This window comes from Paenimyroides ummariense (assembly GCF_900115115.1).
Classification (GTDB): Bacteria; Bacteroidota; Bacteroidia; order Flavobacteriales; family Flavobacteriaceae; genus Flavobacterium; species Flavobacterium ummariense.
The window spans coordinates 15,410-35,139 of the sequence record NZ_FOVI01000011.1; the positions used below are offsets into that span (position 1 = coordinate 15,410).

13 protein-coding genes are annotated in these 19,730 nt (G+C 33.7%); 5 read left to right on the plus strand and 8 right to left on the minus strand.

All coding sequences use genetic code 11. The features are described from left to right. Window positions 1–4 precede the first annotated feature (4 nt). The 4 genes from BM253_RS09415 to BM253_RS09430 all read right to left on the minus strand — a co-directional run bounded on the left by BM253_RS09415 (window position 5) and on the right by BM253_RS09430 (window position 9,513). Window positions 5–2,665 (minus strand): adenylate/guanylate cyclase domain-containing protein, encoded by a 2,661-nt coding sequence (locus BM253_RS09415; protein WP_091522860.1) that lies wholly within the window; start codon window positions 2,663–2,665, stop codon window positions 5–7. Window position 2,666: 1 nt separating this feature from the next. Beyond that, a complete protein-coding gene (locus tag BM253_RS09420; protein ID WP_177205758.1) occupies window positions 2,667–4,667 on the minus strand; it encodes an adenylate/guanylate cyclase domain-containing protein in 2,001 nt (666 codons plus the stop codon). Window positions 4,668–4,844: 177 nt separating this feature from the next. Continuing rightward, window positions 4,845–7,658 (minus strand): M16 family metallopeptidase, encoded by a 2,814-nt coding sequence (locus BM253_RS09425; protein ID WP_091522866.1) that lies wholly within the window; start codon window positions 7,656–7,658, stop codon window positions 4,845–4,847. 121 nt (window positions 7,659–7,779) lie between these two features. After that, window positions 7,780–9,513 (minus strand): aromatic amino acid hydroxylase, encoded by a 1,734-nt coding sequence (locus BM253_RS09430; protein ID WP_091522870.1) that lies wholly within the window; start codon window positions 9,511–9,513, stop codon window positions 7,780–7,782. A 188-nt stretch (window positions 9,514–9,701) separates the two neighbouring features. Here BM253_RS09430 and BM253_RS09435 point away from each other — a divergent pair, with 188 nt between their 5' ends. Further along, window positions 9,702–10,409 carry a hypothetical protein gene (locus tag BM253_RS09435; protein WP_091522873.1) on the plus strand — a complete coding sequence of 236 codons (708 nt, stop codon included), beginning with the start codon at window positions 9,702–9,704 and terminating at the stop codon, window positions 10,407–10,409. 403 nt (window positions 10,410–10,812) lie between these two features. On the opposite strand, the gene BM253_RS09440 is transcribed toward BM253_RS09435, so the two are convergent. Next, window positions 10,813–11,331, minus strand: coding sequence for a hypothetical protein (locus BM253_RS09440; protein ID WP_091522876.1), 519 nt, complete (start codon window positions 11,329–11,331; stop codon window positions 10,813–10,815). Between the two features lie 137 nt (window positions 11,332–11,468). Between BM253_RS09440 and BM253_RS09445 the strand changes: the two genes are divergently transcribed. The 4 genes from BM253_RS09445 to BM253_RS09460 all read left to right on the plus strand — a co-directional run bounded on the left by BM253_RS09445 (window position 11,469) and on the right by BM253_RS09460 (window position 15,333). Next, window positions 11,469–12,704, plus strand: a complete 1,236-nt coding sequence (locus tag BM253_RS09445; protein WP_177205759.1) for a type IX secretion system plug protein — start codon at window positions 11,469–11,471, stop codon at window positions 12,702–12,704. A 34-nt stretch (window positions 12,705–12,738) separates the two neighbouring features. After that, window positions 12,739–13,125 carry a Co2+/Mg2+ efflux protein ApaG gene (apaG, locus tag BM253_RS09450; RefSeq protein ID WP_091522883.1) on the plus strand — a complete coding sequence of 129 codons (387 nt, stop codon included), beginning with the start codon at window positions 12,739–12,741 and terminating at the stop codon, window positions 13,123–13,125. Window positions 13,126–13,139: 14 nt separating this feature from the next. Continuing rightward, window positions 13,140–14,765: an L-glutamate gamma-semialdehyde dehydrogenase gene (gene pruA, locus BM253_RS09455; protein ID WP_091522886.1), complete on the plus strand. Its 1,626-nt coding sequence runs from the start codon at window positions 13,140–13,142 to the stop codon at window positions 14,763–14,765. A gap of 127 nt (window positions 14,766–14,892) precedes the next feature. Continuing rightward, on the plus strand, window positions 14,893–15,333 hold the full coding sequence (locus BM253_RS09460; RefSeq protein ID WP_091522889.1) for a hypothetical protein: 441 nt from the start codon (window positions 14,893–14,895) through the stop codon (window positions 15,331–15,333). A gap of 44 nt (window positions 15,334–15,377) precedes the next feature. On the opposite strand, the gene BM253_RS09465 is transcribed toward BM253_RS09460, so the two are convergent. The 3 genes from BM253_RS09465 to BM253_RS09475 all read right to left on the minus strand — a co-directional run bounded on the left by BM253_RS09465 (window position 15,378) and on the right by BM253_RS09475 (window position 19,714). Beyond that, complete coding sequence (locus BM253_RS09465; protein WP_091522892.1) at window positions 15,378–16,070, minus strand: AIM24 family protein; 693 nt, start codon at window positions 16,068–16,070, stop codon at window positions 15,378–15,380. Window positions 16,071–16,181: 111 nt separating this feature from the next. Further along, window positions 16,182–16,388 (minus strand): CsbD family protein, encoded by a 207-nt coding sequence (locus BM253_RS09470; protein WP_091522896.1) that lies wholly within the window; start codon window positions 16,386–16,388, stop codon window positions 16,182–16,184. A gap of 119 nt (window positions 16,389–16,507) precedes the next feature. After that, the gene (locus BM253_RS09475; protein ID WP_091522899.1) at window positions 16,508–19,714 is read right to left on the minus strand and encodes an efflux RND transporter permease subunit; all 3,207 of its coding nucleotides are present in this window, start codon (window positions 19,712–19,714) and stop codon (window positions 16,508–16,510) included. Window positions 19,715–19,730: the final 16 nt, after the last annotated feature.

Below are 19,730 nucleotides of genomic sequence, written 5' to 3' on the forward strand. Positions count from 1 at the left end.
GTGGCTAAAGTAATTGTGATTTTATTAGTTGTAAATTTTCTTGTTTTTTGGCGTTGCGCAATCTTTTGGCAGATTCGGTAAAATAACTGTGTTTTTCAAAGAACGAAACCTGAATTTTATTCCAAGTGTCTAAATCGGAGATTTTATTTTCTGCCTTTAGCTCTTCAAAAAGTCCGTTTGAAATTTCTTCAAAATCAGCTCTTCCCAAATAATCCAAATCGGCATCAGCCAAAATCTGTTCCAAATGATTTTTCGGAGTTTGCGGAATTCTCGTTGCCATAATCATTCCTTTAATCTTTTCGATCTGATTAAAACTGTAACCAAAATCAGGTAAATATTCTTCGGCAAATCCGCACGAAATCATTTCATGTCCGTCTGCTTTTACAATAAAGCCCGAATCGTGGAAAAGCGCAGCAACTTTAAGCAATTCGGTGTCTTCGGCACTAATTCCTTCTAATTTTGCATAACGCATGGCAGCATCATAAACATCTAAAATATGGCTGATGTTATGATAATGCAAATGCTTTGGCAACTCTTGCGTTAGCTTGTTTAATATAAATTCTTTTGCCCTTTCTAAATTCACGCTTTTTTCTTTAATTTCTGCAAAGTACATATTTACTTGAGAATCTTCCAATTTTTCGGGACGTAATTCTGTACTAAAATTTTTATGAACCAATTTATAGGTGTTTTCGCTGATGTTGACCTTTCCAATACAACCATTAACTTCCATTTCAGAAGCAATGTTTACTGCAGTTCCCCAAACATCATAAGCGAATTTTTTAATGCCGACAATTCCCGCAACTACTTCGCCGGAATTAATTCCAATACGCATTTCAAAATATTCTTTACCTTCGGTTATGCGCTTTTGCTTGTATTCCTCCATAAAATCGCGAATTTCTAAAGCAGCATAAACCATTTTAATAGCGTGCTTTTCGTCTTTGACAGGTAATCCGCTTACCGCCATGTAGGCATCGCCAATGGTTTTGATCTTTTCGATACCATATTTGCTGATGATTCTATCGAATTCCTTAAAACAATAGTTTAGTTCTTCGATTAATTCGGTAGAAGAAACCTTTTCGGTTAGTTTGGTGAAATCTTTAAAATCGGTAAAAAGAATGGTAACGCTGTCAAAAAATTTTGATTGTGTTTTACCTTTTTCTTTTAATTCTAACGCAATTTCTTCGGGTAGGATGTTTAGTAAAAGTGCTTCAGATTTTAATCGTTCTACTTCTAATTTTTCATTTTGAATTTTGATTTCACTCTTTTGAATTTCGATTTCGTTTTTACGATTTTCAACCTGAACTTCTAATTCCTGATTGATGTTTTCTATGATGGTTTGTTTTTCTTTTTCTTGATCAAGATTCTGTGCGGTAAGATTTTTTACTTCCATTAATTTTTCTTCGTTTTCTGTATTGATATACGAGAAATACCATGCCAGATAAGCCGACATTGAAAACGGAATGCTGAAAATTGAAAGTGCAAAACCAACAAAAGATATCCCTACCAAGACATTGGTAAAGTCGTTTTGGTTATCACCTAATTCTAAATTTCCGTTCTTAGAGAATATAGAAAAAGCAATAATAATTATTAACGTGAAAAATAAGGTAAATAAAATACCGCTGGCTAAAATACGTGCGCCTTTTACTTTTTTCAAAATGGCTTTTATTAACAGTATGCTACATTCTATACAAGCAAATGCAAACAAAAAAGGTACAATGGCGCCGCTAATATCAATACTAAAAAACAGAATAAGAATGGTTATTACAGAAAGTGCCGTAAAAATTTTAAAGCGCAATTGTTTTTTAGAAAAAAGGGTGTTTACCAAACCGCTTAATGCAAAACCAGACAAACATGTTAAAAACACAATGAATTTATAAACCCACTCTTCGCCTTTTACATCTGAAACCATTAAAAAGTATGAAATAGATACAAAAACACCGCCCATACTAAAGCTGAATAAACTAAAGTATAAGTTAGGTTTAAATTGGCGGTAAAATAAGAACAATATCAAGTGAAACACGAAAAGCGTCATAAAAACAGAACCAATAATCATGACAATAGAACTGGTTTGGTTTTTTTTCTGTTTTAAGAGCAGCGCGTTTTCTGTTTTAGTGATTCTAAAATCGAAATCAAAAAATGTATCGGTAGCTTTTATTTGGCTGTTTTCGTATTTTATGGCAAAAGTATGCTTACCGGGTTTTGTAAAAACAAAATTGGTATAGGGGCGTTTTAGTTCGTTAAATGTAAAAAAAACAATTGTGCCGTTACTGCCATTAGAAAATGCACCGAAAGTTTTAAGTAGTTTTCCGTCTAAATAAATAGAATAAGCACCGGTTAAATCTACCGATAAACTTAAAGGAATGCCCACCAAAGTAGAATCTATTTCAAATGAATTTCTAAACCAACCCATTTTATTAAAATTCATTTCTTGCTTGATTATGTTGCCTAAACTGTCTGTCTTAATCAAAGTCCAATCATTATCAACTAAATCAGGATTCTTCCATTGATCATTGGTTCCATGTTTAAACTTCCATCCGTGTAACAATTTAAAATAGGCTTCTTCATTGGCAATAACTTCTTTGGTATATCTTGGCAAAGAATCAGTGGTTTGTGCAAACGAAGTAATACATAGCAAAAGCAGTATAAATGTTATGAACTTTCTCATTTTAATTTGTTTTAGTTTCTACAAAATACATTTTTGCCAAGCCTTTGCCTTTAATTTCCAATTCGCCGCGGTAACTGAAATTGAAATATGATTTAGCTAACTCATACGTTGTGTGCCCCACGTTAATTTTTCCATTTTCGCTTCGGGCTTTCATGCGTGCCGCAGTATTTACGGCATCGCCCCAAATATCGTAAGCGAATTTTTTAATACCGACAATTCCGGCAACAACTTCGCCGGAATTAATTCCGATCTTAATCTCAAAATAAGGCTTGTCTGCTTTTTTTCTTTCTTCTTGATAGGCTGTAATGAAATCACACATTTCTAACGCCACTTCGATCATTTTCTTCGCGTGATTGTCATTTACCAACGGAAGTCCGCTTACTGCCATGTATGAATAACTGATGGTTTTAATTTTTTCGATCTGATGTTTGGTTGTAATATGATCAAATGCCTGAAAACAATGGTTTAGTTCGTCTAATAATTCCTGTGAATTCAATCGTTGTGAAACCGAATCCAGATTAGTGAAATCAGAAAATAAAATAGACACGCTGCTGAATTGTTTTACCTTACTTTCGCCACTTTCTTTTAATTCGTCGGCAATATCTTTTGGAAGGATATTTAACAGTAAATCTTCTGATTTTTGTTTTTCAGAAAGCAATTCTGTCTGCTGTTTTTCAATTTCTTGTTTTTGAATTTCAATTTCCTTGGTACGTTCTTTAACTTCGGTTTCAAGAAAACTCATCTTGTTTTCTAAAAGTCCTTTATGTTCTTGTTGCTGCTTTAATGTTTGTGCCGATAGTTGCTTCACTTCTTTTAACTGTTGATTTAACTTGCGACTTACAGCAGCAAAATTTGAAGCTAAAAACGCCGACATAGCAAATGGAATGCTAAAGAAAGAGAATGTACCTAATATTATTAAAATGCTAAGTAAAATAGCGTTCATGGTTTGTGTTGCGTAAAGTATTCCTACAAACATACCAAGTAAAATGGCAAAACCAAAACTGCAAATAAGCCCAAAAGCAATGATTTTTGAACCTGGTTTTTTATTAATTGTCGCAATTAGTACAATAATAATTGCTTCGAATAACAAAAGTGTGGTGAAAACAGATCCTACAAAAGAAAAATCCATAGAAACAACATACATTAAAAACAAAGCGATCCCTACGCAAGCACTTAAAATAATTAGGCGTAATTTGTTTTTACTGAATAGAAAATTTACTGTGGTACTAATTGCCAAACTACCAATTAATGAAAAAGTAATTGATGTAGGATTGTTGAGCTCTGTAAACTGAATACCGTCGATTCCGGAATGCAGCATTGGAGCATATCCTAACAAAATGCTTAATCCTGAACAAAAATTAAAGATACCAAAAAACAAATTTGCAATGAACTTTCTGTAAAAACCAAACAACATTAAATGTATAACACCCAATGTAATAAATATAAAGCCAATGGCAGTAATGGCTAACCATAAGTAGTTGTTAAGGTCTGCTTTTTCGCTGTAGTTATCAACAGTTACTAAAGAGAATTTAAAACCTTTTGGTTGAAATACCGATAATTTTTGATTATGTAAAACATCTTTATAATGAACAGCAAAAACATGTTCTCCAGGTTTGGAAAAGATAAAAGTTACCGGTTGGTTTTTAAATTCTTTGGTTTTTTCATCAACCTTGCCAAAGCTCCCTAAATATAAACCGTTTAAGTAAACACCGGCATTTGCTTTAGAAAACACTAACAACGAAATAGGAACGTTTACTAAAGTAGAATCTACCTGTATTTTTTGTCTGAACCATATTTCACCCTTGTATGCTGAATCATTCAGATTAAAAAAAACAGCTGTTTGTGGTTTCCATTCATCATCGTTAAAATCAGTTTCTTTCCATGATGAATTAGCACCAATTTTAGATTTCCAATCTTTTTTCAGATCAATTCCCTTTTCAAGATCTTGTAAAGAATAGATCTTTTTTGTTTGAATACTGTCTTGCGAAAAACAGATATTCATTACAAGAAACATTAGAAATAGTAGTATTTTTTTCACTTTATATAGATGAATTTATGTATAAAAACCGAATTGTTAAAGAAACTATAAAAATAACTAAATAACCTATAACTAAGTTCTTTTTAAAAGAAAAACTCCGACTGAAATTTCAATCGGAGTTTTTTGTTGATTTATATAAAACTACTTTTTAGCAGTTTCTGGTTTTAATACCGCAATAACACGGTTTTTAGTTAGATACTTTTTAGCAACATCTTGAACGTCTTTCGCTGTTAAAGCTTTTAAGTTCTTTTCGAAATCTAAAGCTTTTTCCGGATTTTCTTGTTCGTTAAATGCTTTAAGCATAACGTTTAACCAGTAGCTGTTTTCTTTTAAAGATTTAGTGTAATCGGTCATTTCACCTTCTTTAAATTTGTTTAAATCTGCTGCTTCTGGTCCGTTTTGCTGAATTTTCTCAACTTCTTTTAAAGTCAATTCAATTAATTTGTCAGCGTCTTTTGGATTTGTAGGATACGAAATAGAGAAGTTGTATGAACCATAAGGTAATTTGCTTAAACCGCCTTGAGCACCGGCACCATAAACGCCACCTTCTTTTTCACGTAATTCTTCGATTAACTTAATAGTTAAAATTTCTCCTAAAGCTTCCATTGCTAAATTTTCTTTTGCAGAATAGGTTGTTTCACCAGCGTAAGAAATTCTAACGGTAGCTTTATCGTCGTTTCCTTTGAAAACCTCTTTTTTATGAACACCAGTTTTACCACGGAAACCTGTATCTTTAAATGTTTCTTTACGGTTTAAAGCTGGTAACGAAGCTAAGTATTTTTCAGAGAACGTTTTCATTTGCTCGTCGGTTACGTTTCCAACAAAGTAAAATTCAAAGTCGCTTGCATCGGCGAAACGCTCTTTAAACAATTCGTATGCTTTTTTGTAATCGGTATTATCCCAATCTTTTTCGGTAGGAATTGGCGACGAATAACGTGCATTGTGCCCGTACATGAAATCAGAAACTTCAATTTGGAAAAATACTTCCGGCATAGCCATAATGTTTGCCATGTACGATTTCATTTTGTTCTTCTCAGACTCAAACGCTTTTTCATCATAATTTAAATCAGTGAAATACGCATGAACCGATTGGAACAAGAATTCTAAATCTTTTGGAGTTGCATTTCCAGAGAAACCTTCGGTGATACCACCAACAAAAGGCGAAACACGGTACAATTTACCTGTATTGAATTTAGTTAACGCATTTTGATCCATACCAGCAATACCTGCCTGTGGCACAGCGCTTGATGCATGTTGCGTTTTCTTATATGTATCGTTGTCTAATAAGTTAGATCCACCAAAACTTCTTGCACCAAATAAAATTTCATCGTTTTTAAAGTCGGTTTTTTTGTACGTTACTTTGGCACCGTTTGATAGCGTCAACGTTGTTGTTCCTAATTTATCATTTTTGGTTGTATTGGTAACTTTACCAGGTTTAATTTCGTTACGAATTAACGATTCTGCAACAACTGCATCTTCGTAAGGTGTAATTTCTACTTTTGATACATCTAAAGCTGCTAAAACATCTTTTTCGGTAGGTGTTTTTAAACCTTCTTTTTCAGGTCCGGTTAAAATAATTACACGGTTTTCGTCTTTAATGTACGATTGAATTACGTTGTTAACATCTTTTAATGTAATGGTAGGTAGTAATTCTTTTGCTAAATTGTATTCGTAAGAGATTGATGGCATTGCTTCACCTTCTAAAAAGTGACTTTGGTAAATACCTAAATATCTTGATGAATTGTTTTTATCGCGATCGTTAAATGCTTTTTCGTAATAAGCTAATGTTTCTGTTTTTGCACGATCTAATTCAGATTGTGTAAATCCGAATTTTCTTGCGCGCTCATTTTCAATCGCTAAAACTCTTAAAGCTTCTAACTGCTTGTCTTCAGCCGTCATTGCTCTTGATTGAAAAGCTTCTTTACCACGACCTAACAATCCGCCATGAAAGCTGTATCCATAAACAAATGGTGGAGTAGGGCTGTTGGTATATTCTTCTAAACGAGCATTTAACATACTTGAGAATAAGTTATCAATAAAGTCGGTTTTATAATCGCCAACAGTTGTTGATGGTTTTGGCTTTCCTTGATCTTTATAGTAAATTTCTACGTTAGAAGAAGTTGCTTCTTTATCGGTATTGATAGATACAAAAGTTTCTTTGTGGTTAGGAATTTCAAATTCCTTACGCTCTTTTGGATTTGCTGGATTTTTATATTTTCCGAAATGGCTTTTGATTTTTCCTTCCATTTCATTCACGTCAATATCCCCCACAACAATAACCGCCATTAAGTTAGGACGGTACCAATCTTTATAAAACTGACGAATTTCTTCGTGTTTAAATGTCTCTAAATTTTCTTTGGTACCAATAGGTAAACGTTTTGCGTATAACGAATTGTGAAGCATTTTTGGTAAATAGTTCTTCATCATACGTTCGTTTGCACCTAAACGCGTACGGTATTCTTCAATAACAACGCCACGCTCGTCGTCGATATCTTTACTCTCTAAATTAGCATTAAAAGCCCAATCTTCTAAAATTTGGAAACCTTTGTCTAATTTAACAGGATCGTCTGAAGGAATAGGTAAGAAATAAACCGTTTCGTCAAAATTTGTATAAGCATTTAAATGCTGACCAAATTTTACACCAATACTTTGCAGGTAACTGATTAATTCGTTTTTAGGGAACGTTTTTGTTCCGTTGAAAACCATGTGTTCCATAAAGTGCGCTAAACCAACTTGTTTGTCGGTTTCTAAGATAGATCCGGCATTTAAAACCATGCGTAAATCTACTTTTTTCTCTGGTTTTGCGTTTTTACGGATATAGTACGTTAAACCGTTTTCTAATTTGCCAATGCGAACATCGGGATCATTTGGGATTTTTTGGTTTAAATCTGCAACTTGTGCCCAAAGTGATGCAGGTAAGATCAAAAGACCTAAAGTAATTTTTTTTAAGTTCATTTGTGGTGTTTTAAATTTCTCAAAAATATAAACAATTATTTTAAAACAAAATTAGAAAGTAATAAGAAAGTGTTAAAAAACAAAAAAGACTTTCTAAAATGAAAGTCTTTTTAAGAAAATGCTATAATAAATTTAAACCGTTAGTTACTAAATGCGCTATTTCGGGTCTGTTTTCTTTTACACTTAATAAATGATCTAATGCTTTATCGTAAATATCTAAATTGTTTTGTTTGCCTAACTCAACGATCTCCAATGTTAATAACCAATCTTGGGGATGGTTTTGCATCAAATCAGATAAAATAGCCTCTAAATCTTCGGTTGAATTTTGTTCGCGATGCAATCGTACTTTTTCGTACAGATTTTCTAAAGCAACGCGTTCATCATTCTTTTTAGATTTTATGGTTTTGGTTGATGGAACATGCGTAATCATATCAAAACTTTTAATATCAGCAGGTCCTGAAAAAGCAGAAACTATTTTCTTGCCCACAGCCATATCGTAAGTTCCCCATTCTGGTTGAAACAACATGGTATCATTATGAGTAACCGTACAGTTTTTAAAACTGATTAAAATGATTTCACCTTGAAGATTTCTTGATCCAGTGATAATTTCACCCGAAACCTTAATATCGCCTTCAAATTCTAGTTCAATATGCTTGCCTTCATATATATTGTATGCCTGCAGATCGCGCGGACTCATATCTTCTATGGTAAGATTGATGTTTTTTAGTCGGCCAATAGGGCTTCCAAATCCTTCCGAATGATATTCCGTTCCATGATTTACCAATTCTTTTTCGCGGTAAGCCAATGCTGTTTTTCCTGTTGTTTGAATGTAAACGGGTTTTCCTTCATGTTCAATTACATTTGTGAAAACACCAGAAATCTGCAAACCCGTAGAAAGTTCAATAGTTCCCAAGGCTTTAGACTGAATAAGTTTTTTAATACCGCTTAGCCCGCCAGTACGTAATGCCATTTTATTGGCAAATTCTTCTAAAACCATGCTTAATTCGGCAAAATCTTTTGTTACATATAATTGCGGTTGCGGTTTGGTAATATCGAACCCTTGGTAAGCAGCTTCTATGCTATAAGGTAATTTTTTAACTTTATCGGTCATACACCATTCGCTTTCACCAATCGATGACAATAAACCTGCACCATATATTTTTGGATTTTCGACAGTACCAATTAAACCATATTCAACCGTCCACCAGTGTAAATTACGAATTAATGCCATTTCAGATGGTTCTGTTGATTTTGCCTGTAACTCATCAACTTTAGATCGAATTCTAATCAATTCGCTTTCGGGAGTTCCTTCTGCTTCTTCTAAAATAGATAATTCACGGATTGCTTCGTAAATTTCATAATCGTGTGCAGATGAAATCGCTTTACAGCCAATTTCGCCGAATCTGCGTAAATATTCTGCATATTCCGGATTAGCAATGATAGGTGCGTGACCGGCACCTTCGTGGATAATATCCGGTGCTGGGGTATATTCTATATTTTCAAGTTGCCGAATGTCTGAAGCAATTACCAATACATTATAAGCCTGAAATTCCATAAAAGCATTCGGTGGAATAAAGCCATCAACAGCAACGGCAGCCCAACCAATTTCTTTTAAAATACGGTTCATACCATACATGCTAGGGATGCTTTCGATTGAAATTCCTGTTTTTTGTAAACCTTCTAAATAAGAAGAATGCGCAACTTTAGATAAATAATCCACATTTTTACGCATTACGTAACGCCAAACCGCTTGATTAATCGGAGAGTATTCCTCGTAATTCTGTGGTTTAATAAACTGTTTAAGGTGTTTAGGTAAACGATCAATTAACGGATTGGTTTCAAAATGCTCGTTCATATTTATTGTTGTTAGTATTTTAATGAGTTTGTGATTTTCAAAAATAGTGTATTTTTATTACTTTTCAATTATTAAACACCTATTTGAATTGTGTTAAAAAACGCATTTTTTTTTACCAAGTATTGTTTTTTAAAAATTAATACTTAAATTAGCCTTGTAAATTAACAATAAAATAATATAAATCTATTATGAAAAAAGTATTTTTATCTTTAGCAACAATTGCTTTTGTTGCTGCAGGGTCTTTAACAGTAACTTCTTGTGGAGGTGATGATTCAACACCAGGTGGTGGTGGTGGTGGTGGTGAACCAATTACATCAAACGGAAAAATGAAGTATAACAATCAAGATTTTGCTTTAGATACAGCAGTTTCTCAAATTTATGCTCAAAAAAATGCACAAGGTCAAAATGTAGCATCTGCTTTTAGGTTACCAATTAATAATGGTCAAGATACTATTACAGTAACTCGTTGGAATATTATTGCTCATAACGGTGAGGATGCACAAACTTCGGAAAACTATCATCAAGTTAGTATCTTTGTGCCTGTAAATGGTAACAGTATTGTAAAACCAAACGCGGCTGAAACTATTTATCCGGCAGGAATTGCAATTTATGCGGGTAGTGTAGATACTCCTCTAGATTTAGGTCAAATAAGTGCATTTGATATTAAGTTTAATAATTTTGTTGATACTGGTGACGATTCAGCTACTATTAACTATACAAGCAGTGTTACTGGAGCTAATGGAACTGTAACTACTGAATACGATGGTAAATTAAATGGAACTTTTGCTTATATTCCAAGTGCTGCTCCTAAAGGCAAAAACGTTAAGTTTTCACAAGGAGAGAAAATTGATTTAAATAATATTACTTTATCAAAGGATGCTATTTTAGCAAAATAATAAAGCTAATACAGAAAAAGGTCGGAATTTATTCCGACCTTTTTTGTTTGTTGAAAACTTGGATATATTATTGTAACTTGACAATACATTTATCATGAATTTTAGTTTTTTTTGTATGGTGATGGATAATATGTTTTGTAAAAGCCCATTTTATTTGAAGCCAATTACCCATTTAAAAAATTTCGGAATACCTTTATTGAATAAAAGGTAGATTTTAAATTGTTGTTATTAATTATTATAGTTACTGAATATTAAAATGTAAAGAGTAATAATAAATAAAGTGTGTCCAACAGAGTTTAAATTCTTTTTATTTGTTCAAAATCTATTCAATTCATGATTTTGAAATTAAAAAAAGCCAGAAAATAATATTTTCTGGCCGTATTTATTTTCAGTTGAAGAACTGCTATTGTAATTTCATTTGATCTGTATTAACTCTCTCCCCTGCATTGTTAACTTTCTTTTCAACTTTTGTTTCAAGTTTTGTAGCTTCTTTTACTATATTATCTTTAGCCTTCTCAACTTTCTTTTCAACTTTTTTCGCAACGTTGTTAGTAGTTGTTTTTGCAGCAGCTCCAGCTTTGTTTGCAGCAGCGGTAGCTTCTTGTTTAACTTCTTCTGCAGTAGAAATTGCTTCGCCTTTTAAAGTTGCCAATGCAGCTTTTGCGTCGTTTAATTTTTTAGTTGCAGCTTGTTTTTCTTCTACAGTTACAGCATTTTTCAATTCTTCTTCAGCTTCTTTGATTTTAGCTTCTAAAGATTCTACTGTTTCAGCTACTTCTTCTTTAACAACGTTTAAAGTGTCTTTTGCTTGTTCAGTGATTGAATCTAATTTGTTGTCTAAATTTTCTTGTGCAGCATCTTTCTTACAAGAAGTGAATACTAATCCACCAATAACTGCTAATGATAAAACGATTTTTTTCATAATAAATATTTTATTTAAATTTAAATGCAAAATAAAACAATTATTTCGAGTGTTTTTTAAAAATCGAAAAAAAACTTTTAAAATACAACGTTTTATAAATGATTAGTATCTTTACAATAATCAGAATTTTATCAACTATGAAAAAAAATCTACTTCTCATTTTATTATTTCTGTCCCTAATTCCTGCGTTTTCTGCTGGTGATCCTTATTATATTAAGTCGGTTTCTTTCAATCAAGGGAATGAATCGCTTATTCCGATTTTTAGATTGAACGAAAATTTTCGATTTTCGTTTGATGATTTAATGGGAAGCGAAACCGATTATTACTACAAAATTGTGCATTGTACGCGTGATTGGAAGCAATCTGATTTAAAAGTGACCGAATATTTAAGCGGAATGCAGAATTTACGTATTACTACTTTTGAAACATCATTTAATACATTACAGGCTTTTGTTCATTATAAACTTTCGTTGCCAAACCGTGATACCAGATTTTTGATTTCTGGAAACTATAAGATTGAAATTTATAATAATGTGAATGAGAAAGTTATCGAGCGCCGATTTGTTTTGTACGAAGATTTGGTTACGGTTTCTATGGAAATTAAAAAAACTCGAGATTTAAAGGTAGCAGCTACAAAGCAAAATGTTTATATGACGATTGATTTTGGAACTGCTGTGCTGCAAAATCCAAAGCGAAATGTAAATGTCGTGTTGTTGCAAAACGGACAATGGTACAATGCGTTAACGGGTTTAAGTCCACAGTATGTGATTGGAAATCAGTTTCAATATCAGTACGATCAAGAGACAAATTTTTGGGCGGGTAATGAATACCTTTTTTTTGATAACAGTGATATTAAAATGGTAACAAATACGGTTGAAAAAATAACTCGTCAAGATTTGTTCGAAATTACCCTAAGAGCGAGATATCCTTTGAAAGAAAGCAATTTTTATACTTTTTATCAGGATATAAACGGTGGATTTAAACCAAGAAACGCTCTACGCGAAAATCACAATACCGAAGCCGATTATGCTTGGGTTTACTTTAATTATCATTTAGATAAATTGCCATCATCACAAAAATTATATATAGTGGGTATGTTTAATAATTACCAATTAAATAGCGATTACGAATTAAAGTTTAATGAAGCAACACAAACCTACACCACTGCATTGCTTTTAAAACAGGGTTTTACCAATTACAAATACATAATAGCAAACACCAACGGCAAAGTTTTAGAAGAGTTAAACCCCGACGGAAATTACTTTGAAACCGAAAACCAATACAATGCTTTGGTTTATTATAAGAACGATTCAGATCGGTACGAAAGAATAATTGGGCTTGGTAAAGCAGATAGCAAATTGATTACCAATTAAAAATTTATTCGTAATTTTGAATAAATTCTAAAATATGGTTTCAAAAATCACAAGAGGAATAAAAATTATTGTAAAAGTGCAGTATGTAAAACAAAGTTTGCATTTAAATAATCTTGTGAACTTTTTTAACTACGAAATTAGTATAGAAAACCAAGGGAACGATGTAGTGCAGCTTTTACGCAGATACTGGCTTATAAAAGATTCGTTTAATAATGATGAAGTTGTAGAAGGCGACGGAGTAATTGGTCAAAAACCAATTGTAAATCCAAACGAAACCTTTCAATACACATCAGGATCATATATTTTAGGTTTTATAGGCAGTATGCAAGGCTATTTTACCTTTGTTAACTTTAGCACATCGCAAATATTTCATGTAAGAATACCATTGTTTAATATGAGTGTTCCGTATATATTCAACTAAAATAGTAAAAACAAATGTCAACAGGATTTTTTAACGTTCCAGTGGCTGTAAACGAGCCGGTTAAAACGTATGCTCCGGGAAGTCCAGAGCGTGAACAAGTGCAAAAAGCATTTAAAGAAATGTATCAATCAACGGTTGATATTCCGTTATATATTGGTGGAAAAGAAGTAAGAACAGGATCTACAAAAAATCTTTTTCCTCCGTTTGATCACCAACATCATTTAGGAACATACCATACAGCAACGCAAGATTTAATTCAAGATGCAATCAATGCAGCTTTAGAAGCACGCGTAAAATGGTCGCAAATGGCATGGGAACACCGTGCATCGATCTTTTTAAAGGCAGCAGAATTAATCGCAGGACCTTACCGTGCAAAATTAAACGCTGCAACAATGATTGCGCAAGGAAAAACGGTTCATCAGGCAGAAATTGATTCGGCTTGTGAATTGATCGATTTCTTACGTTTCAACGTGCAGTATATGACCGAAATATACAAGCAACAGCCTATTTCTGCTAAAGGAATTTGGAATAGAGTAGAGCAACGCCCTTTAGAAGGTTTTGTCTATGCAATTACACCGTTTAACTTTACAGCAATTGCTGGTAACTTACCTTCTTGTGTAGCAATGATGGGTAATGTTGTGGTTTGGAAACCTGCTGCAACACAAATTTATTCTGCAAATGTAATTGTAGAAATTTTCAAAAAAGCAGGATTACCAGACGGTGTTATCAATGTAATTTATGGCGATTCTTCTATGATTACAAATACTATTTTAGAGTCGGCTGATTTTGCAGGAATCCACTTTACAGGATCAACAGGCGTATTTAACGATTTCTGGAAAACTATTGGAAATAACATCCACAAATACAAAACATATCCACGTATTGTTGGAGAAACAGGCGGAAAAGATTTCGTTTGGGCACATCCATCATCAAATGCAAAAGAAGTAGCAACAGCTTTGTCTCGCGGTGCTTTTGAATACCAAGGACAAAAATGTTCGGCGGCTTCTCGTGCTTATATTCCTGCATCTTTATGGGAAGAAATTAAAAACTTTGTGATAGAAGATGTAAAATCTTTCAAAATGGGATCTACCGAAGATATGAGTAACTTTGTATCAGCAGTAATTTCAGAAGGGTCTTTCGATAAATTAGCAAAAGCAATCGATGACGCAAAAGCATCAACCGAAGCAGAAATTGTTGTGGGTGGTGGTTACGATAAATCTAAAGGTTGGTTTATTGAACCGACTGTGATTGTAACAACAAATCCAAAGTATGATACAATGGAGCGTGAATTGTTTGGTCCGGTTTTAACTGTTTATGTTTATGAAGATGATAAATGGGAAGATAGCTTGAAATTGGTTGACAGTACATCTGAATACGCGTTAACAGGTGCCATTTTCTCTGGATGCCGTTATGCAATTGAAACAGCTACTAAAGCATTGGAAAATGCTGCGGGTAACTTCTATATTAATGATAAGCCAACAGGTGCAGTAGTAGGGCAGCAACCATTTGGTGGCGCAAGAGGATCGGGAACAAACGACAAAGCAGGTTCTATGATTAACTTATTGCGTTGGGTTTCTCCACGTACAATTAAAGAAACATTTGTACCAGATACAGATTACAGATATCCATTTTTAGGATAATATCTTATAAAAAAGCCAGCTGAAAAGCTGGTTTTTTTAATAAAGACATTACGATTTTTGTAGTCTATTACAATTTATAAGATGAAAACAATATATTTAGCATCAAGAACACAAGAACTTTTTATCAATGGAAGATGTAATAAAGCATAATGAAAATCTTATTTCAATTAAGGGAATCTTTAACAGGCTTTTTTTCTATCAATTGCTTTCGAAGTATTGCTTTAATAATTTTTTTTCTTATATGTATTCTTCTTATAATGAATATTTGTTAAGCAAAGAAGATTGTAATTATATTGATTTAGAGAAAGATGAACAATTTGTTTTATTAAGTGAATATAATCATAGCGTTGTTGCAGATATTTTAGAAGCATCTTTTCATAATTATCAATTTTTTAAAATTATTTTATCACAAAAAAGCTTAAGTTATCATGAAGTTAGATCGATAAAGGCAGTTAATAAAACCTTGGAATTTCATAATGAAATAAACTTCTTTTTTTATAAATCTGTAGAAAATGATGTTTTATGGATATTAAAAGATAAAAATATTCCTTTTCCAGACGATTTATAGAAGTAGTATCATAAAAAAACCAGCTGAAAAGCTGGTTTTTTGTTTTATTTCTGTTGGAAATATACTTCTTCGTAAGGTTGAATTAAAACCCAGCCTTCGCCTTGAAACATCATTTGGAATTCTTCGCCGCTGCCACGTCCTAATAAACTTTTAAACGAAACATTGGTTTTTAATTCAGGTTTTAAATTACCGCTCCACGCTACCGTTGCATTAGGATCTGTAAATACAGGCTCACCTGGTTTTACCAACAACGTTAACGGATCGCCGTGTGTTGAAATTGCTACGTGACCATTTCCGGTTAATCGAACTTGAAACAATCCGCCAGACATCATGCCGGCAATGCTTTTAAGCATCGTAATTTCGTTTTTAATGGTTTGATCGTGTGCTAAAATATCGTTTCCGTTTACACAGATCGATTCACCTTCAAGTTTTAAAATCTGTACTTTTTTACCAGAATCGGCAACATACAAACGACCAGTTCCGCTGGCTTTCATTAGTTTTGCACCTTCGCCTGTAAGTGTTTTCTTTAAAAGGTTTCCTAAACCACCAGAAAGCATACCTTCACGTTCAAATTTAATGTTACCAACGTATCCAACCATACTTCCATTCTTCGTCCAAACGAACTGGTTGTTCAAATTGATTTCTAACATTTGAGGTTTTTCTAACTCAAAATAATCGTGTTCTCTTTCGTTTTGACGCGTTTTTTCAACAAACGCTGCCAGTGTGTACTCGCCCATAGTCTTTTTTTATTAATTGATTGTTTATTAAAAGTAGCAAAAAAAAGATTTGAAAAACAAAAAGAGATAACAATTTGTTATCTCTTTTAAAATTAAGTATTTAATGAACCGTTAAAGATGGTTGTCTTCGTCTTGCCAATCTCTAATCTCTTGTTCAATGTCTTCTTTTGTTCTGCCGGTTTTTTCTTGAATTCTACCAACGTATTCATCAAATTTACCTTCGGCAAACGCTTGGTCATCATCAAACCACTCTCCGTATTTTTGTTTAACGGATCCTTTGATTTTGTTCCATTTTCCTTCTAATTCTAATCTGTTCATAGCAATATGATTTAAAATTAATAATACTAAAGTTAGAAAATGTAATTTAAAGTGGCTGTTAAAAAAGTTATAAATAAAAAACGACCCGAAGGTCGTTTCTTGAAAATATAGAGAAAAAATTAGTTTTGTTTTTCACCGAATTCATCAACGAAATTCTCGTTTTCATCGTAATCGGCTACCATTAATTCTGCGTAATCGGCTTTTTTACCTTTTCTGAATCTTCTACCAATTCCATCGAAAATAGCATAAACAACCGGTACAATAATTAAGGTTAAGAATAATGATGATAACAAACCACCGATGATTACAATTGCCAAACCGCGGTTAAAATCAGATCCGTCTCCTTGTGCCATTGCAATAGGTAACATACCTATAACCATTGCAATTGTGGTCATTAAGATCGGGCGGAAACGTGCGTGGTTGGCTGCTACCAAGGCGTCGTACGTGCTGTAACCCAATTCTTTTTTATGGTTGGCAAAGTCCACAAGCATAATGGCGTTCTTGGCTACCAGACCAATTAACATAATAATACCCAAAATGGTAAAAATATTTAATGTTTGGTTTGTTAATGCCATGAATAATAATGCCCCAATGAACGATAATGGAATAGAGAACAAGATGATGAATGGTTTAGAGAAACTGTCATATAACACAACCATTACTGCGTAAACCAATAAGATCGATGCTACTAAAGCAATTCCTAAAGTACCAAAACCTTCGTCTTGGTTTTCTTTGTTACCACCCCATTTAAAGGTTACACCCGGTTTTAATTTTAATTTAGAGAATTCTGCTTCCCATTCTGTAGCAATTGTTCCTTCTGATTTACCTACAACTTGTGCCTGGATTGAAACCGATGGTGATTTATCGCGACGTTCTAATAATGTTGGACCGGAACCATAAGTTACATCTGCAAACTGCTCTAACATGATTGATTGTCCGTCTTGATTGATGAATTTCAATGTTTTAACATCGTCAATAGTACCACGACCAATTTCATCGTAACGTAAGTTAATATCGTACTCAGTGTCTTCGGCACGGTATTTCATGTCGGTATTTCCGGCAAATGCTGTCTGCATGGTCATACCCACAGTTGCAACATTTAAACCTAAAGCATTCATTTTATCGCGGTCTAATTTTACAACAACTTCAGGATTTCCATCTTCAGAAGTTAAACGAACCTCACGCGATCCAGGAATTTTCTCTAACAAATCGGCTGCTTTTTTAGCATACTCCAAAGCGTCTTCTTGACTCGATGCAATTACGGTTAACATAAGCGGCGCTTGTTCTGCACCCATAATACCAACTTCAACGGTTTTTACTTTTACGCCAACCAATTCACGCTCCATTTCACGTTTTAGTTTAGCAGAATATACTTTGGTAGATTCTTTGTGTTTGTGACCGTCTTGAAGGTAAATTTGAATTTCAGATTTGTATTTTGTTCCCGAAGCTGTCATCATACCATCTGAAGCCTGACCAACCGTAGTAATCATTTTTTCGATTTCAGGTTTTTTCGATAAGTAAGCTTCCGCTTTCTGTGTTAACAAGTTGGTTTGTTCAATAGAAGCATCTTTAGGTAATTCAAACTGAATTAAAAATTCTTCTTTATCACTTGTAGGGAAGAATCCACCACCAATGTATCCACCAACTGCTAAACCAATCGAAGCAAAGAACAACACCAATGTTAATAACAAGGTAATGATTTTGTTTTTACGGTTTTTTAACGACCATTCTAAGATACCTGAAATTCCGTTTGTTAATTTGGTTAATCCGGCTTCAAATCCGTATAAGATCTTTCCGAAAAAAGAATGTTTACTAATGTGCGATAATTTTCCGAAACGAGAATACAACCAAGGAACTACTGTAAACGATACCAATAACGATAACATTGTAGCGATAACAACCGTAATACAGAACTGACGTAAAATATCGGATACCAAACCGGTTGACATGGCAATTGGTAAGAATACCACCACGATTACCAAGGTAATTGCCGTAACGGTAAATCCAATTTCTTTAGCGCCATCAAAGGCAGCACGAACTTTGTTTTTACCCATTTCCATGTGGCGGTGAATATTTTCGATAACCACAATGGCATCATCCACCAGAATACCAACCACAAGCGATAAACCTAACAACGTCATTAAGTTTAACGTATAGCCTAATAAATTTAAACCAATAAAGGTTGCAACTAACGATAACGGAATGGCGATGGTTGCAATGGCAGCATCGCGCAAACTGTGTAAAAAGAACAACATGATAAACGCTACCAAGGCTACCGCAATACCTAAATCTACCATTACGTGGTCTGCAGCACTAATAGTATAATCTGTAGAATCGGATGCAATTGAAATTTCAATTTTTTGCTGTTCGTAATCTTTTTCAACACCACTTAATAATTTTCCGTCTTTATCTTTAACAGCAATAGTGTTTTTTACAGCTTCTGAAACTTCTACTGCATTCGCATCAGACTGTTTAAACACCTGCATTAAGATGGTGTTTTTCTGATCGATACGAGCAATTTTTTCTGGATCTTTAACACCGTCTTGTACATCGGCAATATCGCTTAAACGAATAGATGTACCTGTTGGCGTTGTAATTGGCAGGTTTCGCATTTGATCTAACGAAGCAAATTTACCAGATAAACGAATGGTTGTTTGGTTGCTTTGTGTTTTAATGCTTCCGGTAGGGAAATCCATGTTAGACTGCCCTAAAATCTGTTGGATCTGACCGATTGTTAATCCGTAACCGGCTAATCTTTCAGGATTCACGCTTACTTGAATTTCACGTTCTTCACCACCAACCAAATCTACTTTTGCCACACCATTAATACGTGCGAAAACTGGCTGTATTTTTTGGTCTAACAAATTGTACAATTCTTTTTCTGTAAGGTTTGATGTTACCGAAAGGTTCATAATGGCAACGTCATCTAACGAGAATTTACTTAACGAAGGCGTTTCGGCATCGTCGGGCAAATCGTTAATAACCGCATTAATTTTTCGCTGGGCATCGGTGAGCAAAAAGTTCACATCAGCACCGGTGTTAAGTGTAATCATTACTACCGATACACTTTCCATAGATTTTGATTCGATCTTTTTAACGTTTTCCAACGAAGAAACGGCGTCTTCAATTACTTTGGTAACCGAAGTTTCAACCTCAGACGGAGCTGCTCCCGGATATATTGTTTGAACCGTAATTACGTTTACGTCGAATTTTGGGATTAATTCGTACCCCATACTAAAGTACGAAGCAATACCCCCAAGAATCAGCATCAAAAATACGATGATGATGATACTGGGTCTTTTTATTGATATTTCAGATATTTTCATTGATATTTTTGCTTTA

Excerpts from the sequence above, each read along its gene's own strand:
- BM253_RS09415 (WP_091522860.1), bottom strand. The coding sequence starts at position 2,665 with ATGAGAAAGTTCATAACATTTATACTGCTTTTGCTATGTATTACTTCG.
- BM253_RS09420 (WP_177205758.1), bottom strand. The coding sequence starts at position 4,667 with ATGAATATCTGTTTTTCGCAAGACAGTATTCAAACAAAAAAGATCTAT.
- BM253_RS09425 (WP_091522866.1), bottom strand. The coding sequence starts at position 7,658 with ATGAACTTAAAAAAAATTACTTTAGGTCTTTTGATCTTACCTGCATCA.
- BM253_RS09430 (WP_091522870.1), bottom strand. The coding sequence starts at position 9,513 with ATGAACGAGCATTTTGAAACCAATCCGTTAATTGATCGTTTACCTAAA.
- BM253_RS09435 (WP_091522873.1), top strand. The coding sequence starts at position 9,702 with ATGAAAAAAGTATTTTTATCTTTAGCAACAATTGCTTTTGTTGCTGCA.
- BM253_RS09440 (WP_091522876.1), bottom strand. The coding sequence starts at position 11,331 with ATGAAAAAAATCGTTTTATCATTAGCAGTTATTGGTGGATTAGTATTC.
- BM253_RS09445 (WP_177205759.1), top strand. The coding sequence starts at position 11,469 with ATGAAAAAAAATCTACTTCTCATTTTATTATTTCTGTCCCTAATTCCT.
- apaG (WP_091522883.1), top strand. The coding sequence starts at position 12,739 with ATGGTTTCAAAAATCACAAGAGGAATAAAAATTATTGTAAAAGTGCAG.
- pruA (WP_091522886.1), top strand. The coding sequence starts at position 13,140 with ATGTCAACAGGATTTTTTAACGTTCCAGTGGCTGTAAACGAGCCGGTT.
- BM253_RS09460 (WP_091522889.1), top strand. The coding sequence starts at position 14,893 with ATGGAAGATGTAATAAAGCATAATGAAAATCTTATTTCAATTAAGGGA.
- BM253_RS09465 (WP_091522892.1), bottom strand. The coding sequence starts at position 16,070 with ATGGGCGAGTACACACTGGCAGCGTTTGTTGAAAAAACGCGTCAAAAC.
- BM253_RS09470 (WP_091522896.1), bottom strand. The coding sequence starts at position 16,388 with ATGAACAGATTAGAATTAGAAGGAAAATGGAACAAAATCAAAGGATCC.
- BM253_RS09475 (WP_091522899.1), bottom strand. The coding sequence starts at position 19,714 with ATGAAAATATCTGAAATATCAATAAAAAGACCCAGTATCATCATCATC.